At 37.2% G+C, this 14,850-nt stretch carries 18 protein-coding genes and 1 other RNA gene; 9 read left to right on the top strand and 10 right to left on the bottom strand.

Annotated elements, in window-relative coordinates; translation table 11 throughout:
• Positions 1–8: 8 nt before the first annotated feature.
• The 5 genes from B8W84_RS04520 to B8W84_RS04500 form a co-directional block, all read right to left on the bottom strand.
• On the bottom strand, positions 9–911 hold the full coding sequence (locus tag B8W84_RS04520) for a TRC40/GET3/ArsA family transport-energizing ATPase (protein WP_441344189.1): 903 nt from the start codon (positions 909–911) through the stop codon (positions 9–11).
• Positions 912–934: 23 nt separating this feature from the next.
• Complete coding sequence (arsD, locus tag B8W84_RS04515; RefSeq protein ID WP_094752109.1) at positions 935–1,291, bottom strand: arsenite efflux transporter metallochaperone ArsD; 357 nt, start codon at positions 1,289–1,291, stop codon at positions 935–937.
• Positions 1,292–1,325: 34 nt separating this feature from the next.
• Positions 1,326–2,381, bottom strand: a complete 1,056-nt coding sequence (gene arsB, locus B8W84_RS04510) for an ACR3 family arsenite efflux transporter (protein ID WP_094752108.1) — start codon at positions 2,379–2,381, stop codon at positions 1,326–1,328.
• 106 nt (positions 2,382–2,487) lie between these two features.
• Positions 2,488–2,832, bottom strand: a complete 345-nt coding sequence (locus tag B8W84_RS04505; protein WP_094752107.1) for an ArsR/SmtB family transcription factor — start codon at positions 2,830–2,832, stop codon at positions 2,488–2,490.
• Positions 2,833–3,086: 254 nt separating this feature from the next.
• Complete coding sequence (locus B8W84_RS04500) at positions 3,087–4,292, bottom strand: molybdopterin-dependent oxidoreductase (protein WP_219349767.1); 1,206 nt, start codon at positions 4,290–4,292, stop codon at positions 3,087–3,089.
• A 92-nt stretch (positions 4,293–4,384) separates the two neighbouring features.
• Between B8W84_RS04500 and B8W84_RS08180 the strand changes: the two genes are divergently transcribed.
• The 3 genes from B8W84_RS08180 (at position 4,385) to B8W84_RS04490 (ending at position 6,633) form a co-directional block, all read left to right on the top strand.
• The gene (locus B8W84_RS08180) at positions 4,385–4,681 is read left to right on the top strand and encodes a hypothetical protein (RefSeq protein ID WP_219349766.1); all 297 of its coding nucleotides are present in this window, start codon (positions 4,385–4,387) and stop codon (positions 4,679–4,681) included.
• Between the two features lie 8 nt (positions 4,682–4,689).
• Positions 4,690–5,406 carry a hypothetical protein gene (locus tag B8W84_RS04495; RefSeq protein WP_219349765.1) on the top strand — a complete coding sequence of 239 codons (717 nt, stop codon included), beginning with the start codon at positions 4,690–4,692 and terminating at the stop codon, positions 5,404–5,406.
• A 357-nt stretch (positions 5,407–5,763) separates the two neighbouring features.
• The gene (locus tag B8W84_RS04490; RefSeq protein WP_094752106.1) at positions 5,764–6,633 is read left to right on the top strand and encodes a DMT family transporter; all 870 of its coding nucleotides are present in this window, start codon (positions 5,764–5,766) and stop codon (positions 6,631–6,633) included.
• Positions 6,634–6,899: 266 nt separating this feature from the next.
• On the opposite strand, the gene B8W84_RS08230 is transcribed toward B8W84_RS04490, so the two are convergent.
• The 3 genes from B8W84_RS08230 to smpB form a co-directional block, all read right to left on the bottom strand.
• Positions 6,900–7,217, bottom strand: a complete 318-nt coding sequence (locus B8W84_RS08230; RefSeq protein WP_094752105.1) for a DUF1214 domain-containing protein — start codon at positions 7,215–7,217, stop codon at positions 6,900–6,902.
• A 416-nt stretch (positions 7,218–7,633) separates the two neighbouring features.
• Positions 7,634–7,988: a transfer-messenger RNA gene (gene ssrA, locus B8W84_RS04480) on the bottom strand.
• Between the two features lie 95 nt (positions 7,989–8,083).
• Entirely contained in the window at positions 8,084–8,569 is a 486-nt protein-coding gene (gene smpB / locus B8W84_RS04475; RefSeq protein ID WP_094752104.1) for an SsrA-binding protein SmpB, read from the bottom strand.
• Between the two features lie 106 nt (positions 8,570–8,675).
• Between smpB and B8W84_RS04470 the strand changes: the two genes are divergently transcribed.
• Both B8W84_RS04470 and B8W84_RS04465 read left to right on the top strand, forming a co-directional pair.
• A complete protein-coding gene (locus tag B8W84_RS04470) occupies positions 8,676–9,113 on the top strand; it encodes an SRPBCC family protein (protein WP_094752103.1) in 438 nt (145 codons plus the stop codon).
• 8 nt (positions 9,114–9,121) lie between these two features.
• On the top strand, positions 9,122–9,427 hold the full coding sequence (locus B8W84_RS04465) for an RnfH family protein (protein ID WP_094752102.1): 306 nt from the start codon (positions 9,122–9,124) through the stop codon (positions 9,425–9,427).
• Between the two features lie 38 nt (positions 9,428–9,465).
• On the opposite strand, the gene bamE is transcribed toward B8W84_RS04465, so the two are convergent.
• On the bottom strand, positions 9,466–9,837 hold the full coding sequence (gene bamE / locus B8W84_RS04460) for an outer membrane protein assembly factor BamE (RefSeq protein ID WP_094752740.1): 372 nt from the start codon (positions 9,835–9,837) through the stop codon (positions 9,466–9,468).
• Positions 9,838–10,058: 221 nt separating this feature from the next.
• Here bamE and hemA point away from each other — a divergent pair, with 221 nt between their 5' ends.
• Genes hemA through B8W84_RS04440 form a run of 4 tightly spaced genes read left to right on the top strand, consistent with a single transcriptional unit; the run spans position 10,059 to position 13,651 of the window.
• On the top strand, positions 10,059–11,315 hold the full coding sequence (gene hemA / locus B8W84_RS04455; protein WP_094752101.1) for a glutamyl-tRNA reductase: 1,257 nt from the start codon (positions 10,059–10,061) through the stop codon (positions 11,313–11,315).
• A gap of 21 nt (positions 11,316–11,336) precedes the next feature.
• A complete protein-coding gene (gene prfA / locus B8W84_RS04450) occupies positions 11,337–12,428 on the top strand; it encodes a peptide chain release factor 1 (RefSeq protein WP_094752100.1) in 1,092 nt (363 codons plus the stop codon).
• Entirely contained in the window at positions 12,429–13,262 is an 834-nt protein-coding gene (prmC, locus tag B8W84_RS04445) for a peptide chain release factor N(5)-glutamine methyltransferase (RefSeq protein ID WP_094752099.1), read from the top strand. It abuts the gene before it with no gap.
• A gap of 2 nt (positions 13,263–13,264) precedes the next feature.
• The gene (locus B8W84_RS04440; protein WP_094752098.1) at positions 13,265–13,651 is read left to right on the top strand and encodes a SirB2 family protein; all 387 of its coding nucleotides are present in this window, start codon (positions 13,265–13,267) and stop codon (positions 13,649–13,651) included.
• 366 nt (positions 13,652–14,017) lie between these two features.
• Here the strand turns inward: B8W84_RS04440 and metQ are convergent, their stop codons facing one another.
• Positions 14,018–14,836: a methionine ABC transporter substrate-binding lipoprotein MetQ gene (metQ, locus tag B8W84_RS04435; RefSeq protein ID WP_094752097.1), complete on the bottom strand. Its 819-nt coding sequence runs from the start codon at positions 14,834–14,836 to the stop codon at positions 14,018–14,020.
• Between the last annotated feature and the right edge of the window lie 14 nt (positions 14,837–14,850).

Below are 14,850 nucleotides of genomic sequence, written 5' to 3'. Positions count from 1 at the left end.
ATGTATATTTAACACTTGTGTGTCGGTGAACCAATCAACGTACGCAGGCTATTTAGGCTGATAATATTGTTGCTAAGTAGAGGTATTTTATCTAGGTGTAATTTTTTTAAGGTTTCGGGCATCATCAGCAATGCATCTTGTTCTTGTTGATAAATTGCCTCTGCGAGTGTGTCATTGTTTATTTGTTGTTGCGGATAAAGGCCATTAAGCACAAGATATTGATCTTTCAAACCGATATTACTTAACTCAATATGAGTACGTGCGACTTCTAGTAAGGTGGATGTTTGTGCTCGTGCAACTAAAATTAAGCGTGTTTGCTGTGCATCAGATAATGCGTGTACGGCTTGAGCATATTTATCACGTTGTTTATCTAAACCCGCCAGAGGGCCTAAGCAAGATGCATCGCCTTGACCTAACTCTAAAAATTCATTCCATGCACCGGGTAGTTGCAATAGGCGAATAGTGTGCCCTGTCGGTGCGGTATCAAAAATAATATATTGATATGTTTCGCGTAGTATAGGGTCGGTTAAAAGTGCGGTAAACTCATCAAAAGCCGCTATTTCTGTCGTACAAGCGCCTGACAATTGCTCTTTTATATTGTTGATGACCGCGTCGGGTAACTTTCCTATTACGGGAGCCAGTATTTTTTCGCGATAAGCTTCGGCTGCAGCTTGTGGGTCTATTTCTAAAGCAAAAAGGCCCTTAATCTTCACGATAGGAGTGATTTTGTTACCAATATCAGTGGCGAATACTTGCCCAATATTAGACGCTGGGTCGGTACTGACTAATAATACATTTTGCCCTTGCTCGGCTAAAAGTAATGCACTCGCACATGCAATAGATGTTTTACCGACCCCTCCTTTACCGGTAAAAAAAAGAAAAGGAGGAGGGTTGATTAAAAATTCAAGCATCTGTATATCCTTTTTATGGGTATTTATGAAGAGCAACAGCTAGATTTGATTGCTTTGTCGTTGTTTGTACTCGAACATGTTAACGCACACCAAGATGCTAGTTCTTGCCGAGTAGGATAACGGCCAGTTAAGACAATTTCATCATTGACGATGGTAAGTGGTAATCCATCAACACCATTTTCCTCAAGGAAATGGGTCACCTTTAAATTTTGCGCAAACGCAATTGCTTGTTGTGCTAGGTTAAAACGTTCGAGCTGAATATTTTGTTGGTTTAGCCATTTAACATCGGCAGAAAAAGCTAATAATAATGGGTCAACATCTGAGCCACAGATGCCACTGGAACAACACATTGAAGGTTCAAATATTTGGATAGATAGCATGTTTATTTTCCTATTAGTGAGTTTTATTGTTGAATTAAGCATTTTTTGTATAATTTTTTTTCAGTCTCAAGGTGATATTTACCAGTGCAATCAAGACGGGTACTTCTACTAAGGGGCCAATAACCCCCGCAAAAGCTTCGGGTGAATTAATACCAAAAACGGCGATGGCAACGGCAATGGCAAGTTCAAAGTTATTGCCTGTTGCGGTGTAAGCAATCGATGCGTTTTTATCAAAAGGAATACCCATTTTTTTTGCACTAAAGAAGCTAATTAAATACATTAAGAAAAAGTAGATAGTTAAAGGGATAGCGACCAAAACAACTTGCATAGGTAGCTCGATAATCATTTCACCTTTGAGGCTAAACATTAATATAATAGTGCCTAACAGTGCAATAAGCGTGATCGGTGAAATGATAGGTAGGTAAGTGTCGTTGTACCATTGAGCGCCTTTTTTGGCGACTAATATTTTGCGACTTAAAAAACCGGCAACAAAAGGGATACCTAAGTAAATTAAAACACTTTGTGTAATATCTAAGATTGAAATATCAATTAGCTGACCTGTCACCCCAAAATAGGGCGGTAATACAGTAATAAACAACCATGCCATAAAACTATAAGTAAATATTTGAAAAATGCTATTCAATGCGACTAATGCAGCTGCGTATTCTTTATTGCCCCCACCAATATCATTCCAAACTAAGACCATAGCAATACAGCGGGCTAAACCAATTAAAATAACGCCAGTCATTAAATGTGGGTAATCACCTAAAAACAAAATAGCTAAGCTAAACATTAGAATAGGGCCAACAAGCCAATTCATCAAAAGGGATAGACTAATTGCTTTTTTATCGGCAAAAACTTTACTCATTAGGCTGTAGTTTACTTTGGCTAGTGGTGGGTACATCATTAAAATCAATCCAATAGCTAAAGGAATATTTGTACTACCTACGGAAAAAGAGGTATTAAAATGGGTGATAGTCTCCGGAAACTGAACACCTAAAGTAATACCTATTGCCATGGCTAAAAATATCCATAAAGTTAAAAATCTATCTAAAAAACTTAATTTAGGTGCCGGTTGTATGGTGCTCATAATTACCTCTGTTCGTGTATCGCCGATAGACGATTATTGCAAATAAAAAAGAGACTTTAACGTATTACCTAATGGGCGAAAAACGTAGTGACTCTCTTTAATAAAATTAATTCAATATGCTAGAAAATAAGCTTAAATAAGCATTTATGTTCTTTTTATTAATGCGATAGCACATTTTAGGTGGTATTGGCTCTGCACTAATAAATTGTGCTTGCTTCAAAATACGTAAATGCTCAGAAACTGTCGATTGTGCTAAACCAAGCTTAGAAACTAAATCACTATTTAAACAGCCACCTAACTTATCAAGTTTCAATAAAATTGAAAGGATCCTAATACGTGCAGGGTGAGAAAGTGCTTTTGATAATGTGGCAAAGTTCTTCTCTTCAACCAGTTCTTGTTTTGTTGAGGAAAATACGGGGTTATTGGCTGCAACACAGTGCGTCATTTGCATTTTCAATCCTATTACTATTAATCGTTAAAACACGATTAGTATAGGATACGATTTATAGGATAACAAGTCGTATCTTTAAAATTAATAAAAAGTGACGTTTATGTGTAACAGATAGTGAAGTTACCAATATAAATTGATGCATCATTTTTAGATGATGAGTCTGTAATAGCGGGGTAGGGGGTGATGGCAAAACATTATTAAAAATAAAAACGCACACATATTTGTTATGTGCGCGTCTTTTATTGTTTTTATAGTTATGCCGCGCCACGAGGAACCGCATGCGCATTATTTACCGGCGGTTTTCCGGTGAACTTTTCAACTTCTAATTGTGTCATATTTCCACAGTTACCTTGGCTCAACTCTGAACTGCCCACATCAAAGGTAAGTAGATTAATACAACCATTACGGCACAAACCGCCACTTTTGCCCGGCGTAGAAGAGTCAAACCATGCACCTTCACAAATACGTACAACACCTTCAAGAATGGCATCAGAAACATTTGCGCCAACTAATATTTCGCCTCGCTCGTTAAATGCTCTAACTAAATCACCGTTAGAAATACCCCGTGATTTTGCATCCTTACTATTGATCAAAATGGCCTCACGATTAGCAACTGCATACTTTAATCTTAGCGGTGTATTATCGAGTTGCGAATGCAAACGATGAGACGGATGAGAGGTATTAAGCGATAAAGGATATTTTTTGGCAATCGAAGATTTATACCATTCTTTAGGCTCAAACCATTTAGCATGTGGTGCACAATCTTTGTAATTCATTTTTTTAATTGTTTCAGAATAAATCTCGATGCGCCCAGATGGAGTGCCTAAAGGATTCAATAATGGATTTTCTCTAAAATCCGCATGGCGTGTCCATTTTTGATTGGCTTCTGGTATCGGAAATTTAATGTAATCATTAGCTTTCCAAAGCATTTCAAAAGGTGGTAACGGAATACGATTCTGGCGTGCTTGTTTAGCCATTGCATCATACATACTTTTTAACCACTGCATTTCATTTTTGTTTTCAGTATAGGCACCTTCAACGTTCAGTTTTTTTGCGATGGCACTGAAGATATCAAAGTCACTTTTAGACTCAAATTGGGGTTCAACGACTTTATGCATTGGGAAAACGTATAACTGAGAGTAATCGCCACCCATGCAGATATCATTACGTTCGTAAGATGTTGTTGTAGGTAAAACTATATCAGCGTGCTTAGCGGAAGCTGTCCAATAAGGTTCATTCACCACGATAGTATCAAGGCTTTGCCATGCTTTTAACAATTGATTAATATCTTGTTGCTGATGGAAAGGGTTTCCACCTGCAACATAAACCATTTTAATTTCCGGATAAGTGATTTTTTTACCATTAAATTGAATACTTCTACCAGGGTGTAAGATGGCTTCTGTAATACGAGCTACGGGGATTGGTGCAGGGCTATTCGCCGGCGCTTTACCCGCATTCATACAAAAATGGTCAAAACCAATTCAAAACTGGAGAGCTGCGATGAATCGGTTTATAATTGAGTTTGAAGACCGTTTAAAGCGCCACCTGTAAAATGGTAATTACACAGAATTATTTACAGGGTCCCGTTGGGTTGTGGTTATCACCTTGGGGTGGATACAATAAACCCCTCGCTATCCGCGTCTCTCATGCTAAAGAGTTTGCTTTTGAAACGGTTGATGGCAAATTTGCATTGTCGGGTCCAAATTATTTTACAAATTTCAATTCGAAAATTGTTAATCTGATTAAAAATGAACATATTACTTCCTTCAAACTAATGGAATGGGTAATGCAGGATCGCACATCACAGGTAGCAAGTTCGCATCCGACTTTGATGCATCTGTCGCGTTGATAAAAAATATGCGAAAAGCAAATAACAATTTATTTATCAATCTGACAACTGGCACAAATGCGAGCCCATCATGGCTATTTTTTGCAGATTCAATTTGGCGACAAGGCGATGACATTAATTTATACGGTGATGGCTCGAATGTACAACAGTGGATAACTTATCGGGATGCTGAAACATATCGTTCTATTGTTTTAAAAGGTCCTTTATTTCCACTAAACTCTTTAATGTTACATGGTATTGTCAGTGCTAAAAATTCCTATTATGGCCTTGAAAAGATTCAAACCGACAGTGATTTTTCGGATCAAGTTTGGAGTTATTTTGCAACGGGGACACAGCTTCAAGAAATGTATATAACACCGAGCATGCTTAATAAAACAAAATGGGATATACTCGCAAAAGCGGCTAAATGGTCAAGAGAAAATACAAATGTTCTCGTTGATACGCACTGGATTGGTGGTGATCCGACTAAAATGGAAATATATGGTTGGGCTTCTTGGAGTGTAAATAAAGCCATTTTTTCTTTACGTAATCCCTCGGATAAAGTTCAAACTTACTACTTAAATTTGAAACATGATTTTGAAATACCAACCGGTAGAAGTAGCAATTTTAAATTAAAGGCGATTTATGGAGACAATAATACTATTCCTGCTAATTACACCGAAGCCATCGTGATAACATTACAGCCCCTTGAGATAATTGTCTTTAATGCGACGGTACAAAAATAAAGGTACAACTCATAAAAGGCTTTGTAAAATACAACTAAAGATACATAGTTATAATTGCCTGTCTTATAACTATGTATTTCATGATTGCCTATAATGTTGCTGATTAGCGCTCTACCCAATTTACATGCCGACAAAATGTAAAAAGTGAGTATAAATAGAGTTACTTTATACTCACTTTTTACATACTTAAATTTAATATACGCAGTGTAAATAGCTCAACTCTTTTCAATCTAGTTATCAAACCTTTTTATTAATCATCCCCGTTCAATAAAATCCGATCTTATACTACAATCCATTGGTAAATGAGACGAATAAGTCGTATGCTCTGATACATTTTTTATTGAGAATCATTAATTTATGTTACAACACCAACCCGTTCAAGGTGCCTCTTGGATGCTAAGCGCAGGTCTTGCTTTTGCTATTGTTAACAGTATTGCTCAATATTTAACGATTACCTTTGGATTACCGTCTACGATGGTAGCTTTAATTCAATACTCAATCGCCCTTCTTGTTATATTGCCTTATTTACGTACTTTAGGTATCAGAAACTCACTCAAAACAGACTATTTCGGCATGCATTTATTACGGGTATTTATCGCTGTAATTGGCATCCAATTATGGTTATGGGCATTGGCTTACCCCGTCCCTATTTGGCAAGGCATTGCGTTGTTAATGACCTCACCTTTATTTGCCACCATAGGCTCAGGCATCTTTTTAAAAGAAAAAGTAAGTATGGCCCGCTGGGGGGCAACTTTAGCAGGCTTTGTTGGCACAATGATCATTTTAGAGCCGTGGGCAGATAACTTTACATGGGCGACATTATTGCCGGTAGGGGCTGCATTTTTCTGGGCTTGCTACTCTTTAATGGTAAAAAAAATGTCGGCAAACGATTCACCGTCTACGATGGTCGTCTATTTATTAATATTAATTACACCCTTTAATTTTTTACTCGCTTTACCTGAATGGCAAACACCTACGGATATTAATATTTGGCTATTATTAATCGGAGCAGGAGCTATGACGGCTCTCGCACAATGGGCCATAGTAAAAGCCTATTCAGTGGCAGATGCCTCTTTTGTTCAACCCTTTGATCATGCTAAATTACCCTTAAATGTATTGGCAGGTTGGCTGGTGTTTGGTTGGGTACCACCTGGACGTTTATGGCTAGGTGCTGCAATTATCATTGCCTCCGTTGCTTTTATTACACAATGGGAACGTAAACGATAAGAGTGTAGATATCCTGAGCACGAGAATGTTATTAAACTTGGCGATACCTTTATTTATGTTTTATTAGCCATGATTATTTGTATAGCGTTTTATTTTATCGTTTCAGATTATATACGCTACGCTAGTGCATAGTACCTAAATTTAGGGCTGATATCTCATATTGCAGACTCATGCAATTTAACCCTCACATCAACATAACAAGCATCTGTGGGCCACACTAAATAGGTCATTGTATCTAGCGCCACAGCCCACGTTTATCTTAAATATTATTGTTCCGATATGTTTTTTATACTGGGAAATTTAACTTTGCCAAGGGGCTCATACACTCTAAATACACCATAAAAATCGACCCCGTTAGAGGGTATCGCATTAACGCCTGTACCCTCAGGATTAATATGTATCCGATATGTACCATCGGCATCCGCTTGCACATTATATGAAGAAATATAATAAACATCTCCTATATTGGGAATAAGAAACCTATTCTGAGAACTGTAGATAGTCATCGTCCAATATCCTTGATCATTTTTAATAAGTCCATTAGCCGGAACTATTATCTCATAGCTATCTTGCCCATTTAAAATTTTGAAAAAACATAAACTTTTACTAAATGTTTAAATGCGTTGTACTTGGTGTTGTCCAAAATTTTAAAATAATAACTAAAATCTCTTTAATTTCAGCTATGAATCAATTAACACTATAATCGTGCCAGTCATATAAAATGAACTTTTATTTTCATTGAAACTATCTAAATCCATTCTCGTCTGAAAACCATTAAATTTGTAAATAACTAACATGCTTATATTTAATGATTTTATTGCATTTTCAGCATGCGGATTAGGAATACTCATTAAAGCAGGAGGTCACTCGTAGTATTAATTGTATCGATGAAAGTTAAAAAAGTAATTTAATTGATTAGCTAAATTAAGCGAGCGTGGACACAATGTGGTCATTAGATCGAAAAAGCCCCTGTAACCTATTGATTGCAGGGGCTTGTAGGTGGTGGAGATGGGGGGAGTCGAACCCCCGTCCGAAAAGCCTACATCCTCGGTACTACATGCTTAGTCTATCTTTTAGTTAACTCTCGACACTCCGACAGACAGGATTGCAAAGAGCGAGTCCGATACTATTTCGCGGTTCACCCTCGAACAAGGTTCCCTCGCTATCCAAATGTAAATGACCTTCCGAATCCCTGCCCATAGGAGAAACTTGGGTGGAAGGCTAGCTAGCCTAAGCTGCTAGAGAGTAGTTAGAGTCGTTTGCAACTATAACGTTGACGGCTTTTTACGAGGCCAGCCGTCACCTCGGCATGCACCTAGGGTTTCAAGAATCTCGTCGAGTCCTAAATCATCCCCACAGTGGTAAACAACTGCATTGTCTACCCAAATAGTATAGCAAAGACAATCGATGCTAGATAGGGTTATCTTACAATGAGTGTCTAGTTGCTGGTTTAACGAACGCTGTGCTTCATCATGCGTTCTTTTTGTACTTTCCATTCACGATCTTTATCAGCATTGCGTTTGTCATGAGCTTGTTTACCTTTTGCCAAGGCAAAGGATATTTTCACCCATGCTTTTTTCCAATACAAGGAGATAGGAATAATTGAATAACCTTGGCGTTCAACTTTACCAAGTAGGTTATCTAATTCGCGTCTTTTTAATAAAAGCTTACGATAACGCATGGGATCACAGATAACATGAGAGCATGCAGCATCAAGAGGAGGGAAAGATGCACCTAATAACCATGCTTCTCCATTTTTAAGGAAAATATAGCTATCTGCGATATTTGCTTTGCCTGCTCGCAATGATTTCACCTCCCAACCTTGCAACTCAAGGCCTGCTTCAAAGCGTTCTTCTAGGTGATATTCGTGACTAGCGCGTTTATTACGTGCTATCGTATTTTCATTGTTTTTAGTTTTTGATTTTTTTTTAGCCATAGTCTCATATTGTAACCGGAAATAATTAAACTAGATATATGTCTAAATTGTTTTTTTTCAATAGTGAGATAGTATAAACTGTTTTTTTTATTAAAGAGCTGAGCGAATGGTTGAAGTATCCCGTAGTGCGTTATTGATGTATAGCGCAGATGAAATGTACCAATTGGTTAATGATGTGGAGTCTTATCCGGCGTTTTTGCCTGGGTGTGTAGGCGCACAATTATTAATGCATGAGAACAATTTAATGCGTGCTTGTATTAAAGTATCAAAAGCGGGAATCAGTCAAAGTTTTACGACGGAGAATAAATTAACTCCCGGTCGACAAATTGAAATGCGTTTAATTGAAGGCCCCTTTAAATCGCTTAGTGGAGGTTGGGTTTTTATACCTTTAGATGATCAAGCGTGTAAAGTAATTTTCGATTTAAAATTTGAATTTAGCAGTAAACTGATTGAATTCGCATTTGGACGAATTTTTAACGAATTGGTTGGCTCAATGGTCAATTCTTTTGCGGTGCGCGCTAAATTTGTTTATGGCATTCGTTAGGACGTGATATGAATACAATAAGTGAAATGATTGATATAGAGGTGGTTTACGGGCTACCTCATAAGCAGGTGCTTTTGACTGTATCTGTACCGAAGGGTACTTCTATTGAGCAATGCTTGCATCTTTCAGGTATAACGCAACATTTCCCTGAAATTATTATAAATAAGGCTAAGGTGGGTATTTTTAGTCGCATTGAAAATTTAGATTATTTGGTGAAAACGGGTGATAGAATTGAGATTTACCGACCTTTGACGGCAGATCCCAAAGCGATGCGTAAATTGCGCGCAGCCAAAATGGCCAAGAAGGAGAAATAAAGGTGAATTTCCTCTTCTTTTAACCTGTTTGTTCGTTCTTATTTCGCCTCATTTTGCATTTTTGTAATAAGCGGGCTAACTTCAATTTCTTTCTTTCTTTGAATTTTTTGTAATATTTTATCTTCAAAGGTAAGGACGACTTTTTGTTGTTGTATTTTTTCACCTCCTGGTTTGATATACCGAATATAGTACCAAGTAGACGAATCAAAGGGGTCGATTAACATGGGCGACCCTAAAAGAAAAATGACTTGTTGCTGATTCATGCCTATTTCAAGTTGTGCCATTTTTTGTGTATCAATGTAGTTACCTTGTGTAACATCAATTTGATAAACGAAAGTATCGTAAAGGGATGAACAGCCAGAAAGCGCACCGATAAGACAAAGAGAAGCGATAGTTTTTTTGATTAGCATGATTTTGATAGCAACTTTAAGTAATAACAAGAAAGAGCTTGAATAGTACCCAAGGCTGAGGACGTTGTAAATTACTCAAAGGGGCAGTTTTTTGCTTAAAGTGCTTTTTTTTACAATAAAAGGGATATAAATGCGTAGGAAACGTGCTTCCACTTTAAATTTACGATAAATATCAGTAGAATTCATTTATATTTACCTAACTTGTCTTGTGAAATTATTGAATGCCTTTATTTGCTATTGGAATTAACCATCAGACAGCCTCTGTCGCATTACGTGAAAAAGTGGCTTTTGCACCCGATGCATTAGCAGATACATATCAAAGTTTATTAAAACTAGAGGGTGTATTAGAAGCGGTTATTGTTTCTACGTGTAACCGTAGTGAAATATATTGTTATTTGAAAACTGACTGTAGTCAAAGTGTGGTTAATTGGCTATGTGCGTTTCATAATGTCGTCATTGATGACATCATTGAGAGTTTATATTGCTATAAGAATGATAAAGCGGTGCAACATCTTTTTCGGGTGGCATCGGGACTTGATTCTTTAGTTTTAGGTGAGCCTCAAATATTGGGACAAATAAAGCAAGCATTTGTCCGTGCCGGACAGGCTAAAAGTGTGCATAAAATGTTGCAGAAATTGTTTCAACAAACATTTGGTGTTGCAAAAAAAGTGCGCACTGATACGCAAATTGGTGCCAATGCAATTTCCGTTGCTTTTGCCGCCGTGTGTTTGGCAAAGCAAATATTTAGTGATCTTGCGCAGAGCCGAGTTTTATTAATTGGTGCTGGGGAGACGATTGAGTTGGTCGGTAAATATTTGGTTGAGCATAATGTGCCTAATATTACGATTGCTAATCGTACGTTATCAAGAGCGATGGATTTAGTTGAGCAATTTAATGCACAAGCTATTACGCTTGAAGAGATCCCCAAACATTTAGCCTCTGCGGATATTATTATCTCATCAACGGCAAGCCCTTTACCTATTATTGGTAAAGGTATGGTTGAAAGTGCGTTAAAAGTGCGGCGTAATCAGCCGATGTTATTTATCGATATTGCAGTGCCTCGAGATGTTGAAGAGCAAGTCAATGAATTGCATGATGTGTATTTGTATAGCGTTGATGATCTACATGGTATTATTGACGAAAATAAACAAGCACGACAAGATGCGGCGATTGAAGCAGAAAAAATTATAGACAGTTGTGTGATTGATTTCTCTCATTGGATTGAATCACTCAAAGCGGTTGAGAGTATCCGCATTTATAGAGAAAAAAATGAATGCTTACGTGATGCCTTATTACACAATGCCATTGTAGCATTACATAATGGTAAAGCACCTGAGAAGGTGATGCGTGAATTGGCTTTTAAGTTAACTAATAAAATTATTCATGATCCGAGCCAAGCATTAAGGCTTGCAGCTTGCTCTGAAGATGATAATGAATTACAAATATTACGTTCAGCATTAGGTTTGAACGATGAATAAAACGTTAAAAAAGAGAAAAATATGAAAGCATCGATTGTTGCAAAATTAGAAGGGTTAGTTGAACGCTATGAAGAAGTTCAAGCGTTACTTGGCGATCCAGAAACTATGGCAGATCAAGATAAATATCGTAAATTAACGAAAGAATACTCGCAACTTGAAGTCGTAGTGCTTTGTTTTAAAGATTATCAACGTGCAGTCGAAGATGTCGAAACCGCTGAAATGATGTTAGAAGACGACGATCCAGACATGCAAGAAATGGCGATAGATGAAATTAAAGAAGCGAAAGCGAGGTATAATGAACTTTCGGCTGAATTACAAATTTTATTATTACCCAAAGATCCTAATGATGATCGTAACTGTTATCTGGAAATTAGAGCTGGCGCGGGGGGCGATGAAGCCGCTATTTTTGCGGGTAATTTATTTAGAATGTATAGTAAATACATTGACTCTAAAAAGTGGCGCTTAGAGGTTATGAATACCAACGTAAGTGAGCAAGGTGGCTACAAAGAAATTATCGCTAAAATCGAAGGCGAAGGCGCTTACGGTATTATGAAGTTTGAGTCGGGGGGACATCGTGTACAACGCGTGCCTGAAACTGAATCTCAAGGTCGTATTCATACCTCCGCCTGTACCGTTGTTGTAATGCCTGAAGTACCTGAAGCAGAAGCTGTGTCTATTAATCCTGCTGATTTAAAAATGGATACTTTTCGGGCTTCTGGAGCAGGGGGCCAGCACGTTAATAAAACTGATTCTGCAGTGAGACTTACGCATATACCGACTGGTACAGTTGTAGAGTGTCAAGATCAACGTTCTCAGCATAAAAATCGCGCGCAAGCAATGTCGGTATTACAGGCACGTTTACAACAAGCCGAAGATGAAAAGAATAAAGCAGAAGAGCAAACATTACGCCGTAGCCTTGTGGCCAGTGGCGATCGTAGTGAGCGTATTCGTACTTATAATTACCCACAAGGACGAGTGAGTGATCATCGCATTAATTTAACTTTATATCGTTTGCATGATATTTTAGAGGGCGAGTTAGATATGTTATTAGACCCAATTTTATTAGAAGATCAGGCGGATAAATTAGCGGCCCTTGCGCGGAGTGATTTTTAATTGCGTATAGATGCGGCTGTTTTAAGAGCTAAATCTTTATTAATTAAGAGTGACAGTGCATTACTTGATGCTCAAGTATTACTCTCTTTTGTTTTACAAAAAGAGAGTGTTTATTTGATGACTTGGCCGGAGAAACATTTAACTGAGTCTCAACAAAAAGCTTATGAAGTTTTGCTTGTTGAGCGAATTAAAGGGGTGCCCGTTGCATATTTGACGGGCATTCGTGAGTTTTGGTCATTACCTTTTAAAGTTAATAATTCAACATTAATTCCACGACCAGATACAGAGATTTTAGTGGAATACGCATTAAAGATTTGTTCACCTCAAGCACGTATTTTAGATTTAGGTACCGGAACCGGGGCTATTATTTTATCGATTGCGAGTGAATTACCCAATGCGAGATGTAGTGGCGTTGATTTTAATGCAGATGCGGTACAATTAGCCATAGAAAACAGACAAATATTGAAGCTAAATAATGTCAATATTTATCAAAGTGATTGGTTTAGTCAAGTAGAAGGTCGTTTTGATCTGATTGTGAGTAACCCCCCTTATATTGATAAAAACGATCATCATTTAGGCGAAGGGGATGTGCGTTTTGAACCTTTATCTGCATTAGTTGCCCCCCAAAAGGGACTTGCGGATATTCGTATCATTGTCGCTGATGCGCGTTCACATTTAAATGAAAATGCGACATTAATGATTGAGCATGGTTTTGAGCAAGGAAAGGAAGTTCGTAATATATTGCGTTTATTTGATTTTGATGAGATAAAAACAGTGCACGACTATGCGCAAAATGAGCGAATTAGTATGGCGATTTATAGAGGATTGAAATAATTATGTATGCTTTTTTAAAACATGCGCATTTAACCTTAATTTTAATTGCGCTTATCTTGTTTATGCTTAACTTTTTTTGGTTACAATGGGGGCATAAAAACGCACAAAAGGTTATTTTTAAAAAAATACTATTATGTTTTAATTTAGCGATTTTAGTTTTTGGTATGGCATTACTTTGGCTTTTAAACATTGACCCTTTTGTGCATTCTGGCTTTTGGATGCTAGAAAAAATGATGGCATTTGTGGTTTATTTGTTTATTGTTCATGTGGCTTTAGATGCTCAAAAATCTCGTTATATGCAATGGCTTTCTTTTGTCGGTGCTTTGGCTTGGTTAGGTTATATTATGCAGTTAGTGACCATGAAACAAGCGATATTATTAGTAGGTTAAAGTAGTACAAATAGATAAAGTAAGCCGTTTAGTAACTCAAGGAAACAGTTAAAAAATGATGGATGAAGAATTTGATAAAGAGCAAACACACGCTTTTAAAATATAGGAGGTAATATCTTACTATTTTTTATCGCACGGTTATTTATAATCATCTTCTATTTTGTATTTCAACGAATAAGGATCGAGGTCTAAATTATTTTTAAAAAAGTTAATGTTTTATTAATGGCTTATCTATTCGCCTACATGAGTGGTGATGGGTAATATCCTAGGGATGGGAGGAGAGGAGTTATCCAAAGCTTTCGGCGGTCAAACTTTTATGACCGAAAGCTTTGGTGAGGCTATAAAGTAGAGAGATTTAAGTTCTATTTACCAGCCTTTTACGACACCATCTTTAAAGATTTCAAGTGCACCTTGGTATACTTCTTCGGATTGATATGCTTTTACAAATGTTTGTACATTGAGTGCATTAACATTATCAGTACGTGCAACAATTAAATTAACGTAAGGTGAATCTTTCTCTTCAACAAACAGACCATCTTTTTCAGGAGCAAGATTAATGCTACTTGCGTAAGTCGTATTAATAATTGCAAGGACGACATCATCGAGTGAGCGTGGTAACTGTGCAGCTTCAAGCTCTACTATTTTTAAATGCTTTGGGTTTTCAATAATATCGAGTACCGTTGCATTTAAACCTGAACCTTCTTTTAAACGAATAAGGCCTTGTTTTTCAAGTAAAATGAGAGAGCGTCCTAAGTTTGAAGGGTCACTGGGAACAGATATTTGCGCTCCATCTTGTAGCTCATCTAAAGATTTTATTTTATTTGAGTAACCTGCAATAGGGTAAACAAAGGTATTTCCCGCAATCGAAAAAGCATAGTTACGATCTTTAATTTGCTGATCTAAATAAGGTTTATGCTGAAACACGTTGGCATCAACCGAGCCTTCGTCGAGCGCTGCATTCGGTGTAATATAATCAGAAAAGGTAATGATGTTTACTTCTAACCCATATTTTTCTTTGGCAACTTTTGCTGCGATTTCTGCAATTTGTGCTTCCGCTCCGGCAATCACTGCGATGCTTATTTTATTATTATCGACAATTTTTTCTTTGTTATCATTACACCCAGTTAAGGCAATGCATGAGGCGAGACCTACAACGGTTAAAATAGATTTAATGTTTAATGTCATATGATGTTCCTTTT

It is taken from the genome of Psychromonas sp. CD1 (assembly GCF_002239585.1).
GTDB lineage: Bacteria > Pseudomonadota > Gammaproteobacteria > Enterobacterales > Psychromonadaceae > Psychromonas.
This window is presented reverse-complemented; position numbering and strand designations above follow the sequence as displayed.

Excerpts from the sequence above, each read along its gene's own strand:
- metQ (WP_094752097.1), bottom strand. The coding sequence starts at position 14,836 with ATGACATTAAACATTAAATCTATTTTAACCGTTGTAGGTCTCGCCTCA.
- arsB (WP_094752108.1), bottom strand. The coding sequence starts at position 2,381 with ATGAGCACCATACAACCGGCACCTAAATTAAGTTTTTTAGATAGATTT.
- B8W84_RS04470 (WP_094752103.1), top strand. The coding sequence starts at position 8,676 with ATGGTTGAAGTATCCCGTAGTGCGTTATTGATGTATAGCGCAGATGAA.
- B8W84_RS04505 (WP_094752107.1), bottom strand. The coding sequence starts at position 2,832 with ATGCAAATGACGCACTGTGTTGCAGCCAATAACCCCGTATTTTCCTCA.
- B8W84_RS08180 (WP_219349766.1), top strand. The coding sequence starts at position 4,385 with ATGGTAATTACACAGAATTATTTACAGGGTCCCGTTGGGTTGTGGTTA.
- B8W84_RS04440 (WP_094752098.1), top strand. The coding sequence starts at position 13,265 with ATGTATGCTTTTTTAAAACATGCGCATTTAACCTTAATTTTAATTGCG.
- arsD (WP_094752109.1), bottom strand. The coding sequence starts at position 1,291 with ATGCTATCTATCCAAATATTTGAACCTTCAATGTGTTGTTCCAGTGGC.
- prfA (WP_094752100.1), top strand. The coding sequence starts at position 11,337 with ATGAAAGCATCGATTGTTGCAAAATTAGAAGGGTTAGTTGAACGCTAT.
- smpB (WP_094752104.1), bottom strand. The coding sequence starts at position 8,569 with ATGGCTAAAAAAAAATCAAAAACTAAAAACAATGAAAATACGATAGCA.
- B8W84_RS04520 (WP_441344189.1), bottom strand. The coding sequence starts at position 911 with ATGCTTGAATTTTTAATCAACCCTCCTCCTTTTCTTTTTTTTACCGGT.
- bamE (WP_094752740.1), bottom strand. The coding sequence starts at position 9,837 with ATGCTAATCAAAAAAACTATCGCTTCTCTTTGTCTTATCGGTGCGCTT.
- B8W84_RS04465 (WP_094752102.1), top strand. The coding sequence starts at position 9,122 with ATGAATACAATAAGTGAAATGATTGATATAGAGGTGGTTTACGGGCTA.
- B8W84_RS04495 (WP_219349765.1), top strand. The coding sequence starts at position 4,690 with ATGCGAAAAGCAAATAACAATTTATTTATCAATCTGACAACTGGCACA.
- B8W84_RS04500 (WP_219349767.1), bottom strand. The coding sequence starts at position 4,292 with ATGAATGCGGGTAAAGCGCCGGCGAATAGCCCTGCACCAATCCCCGTA.
- B8W84_RS04490 (WP_094752106.1), top strand. The coding sequence starts at position 5,764 with ATGTTACAACACCAACCCGTTCAAGGTGCCTCTTGGATGCTAAGCGCA.
- hemA (WP_094752101.1), top strand. The coding sequence starts at position 10,059 with ATGCCTTTATTTGCTATTGGAATTAACCATCAGACAGCCTCTGTCGCA.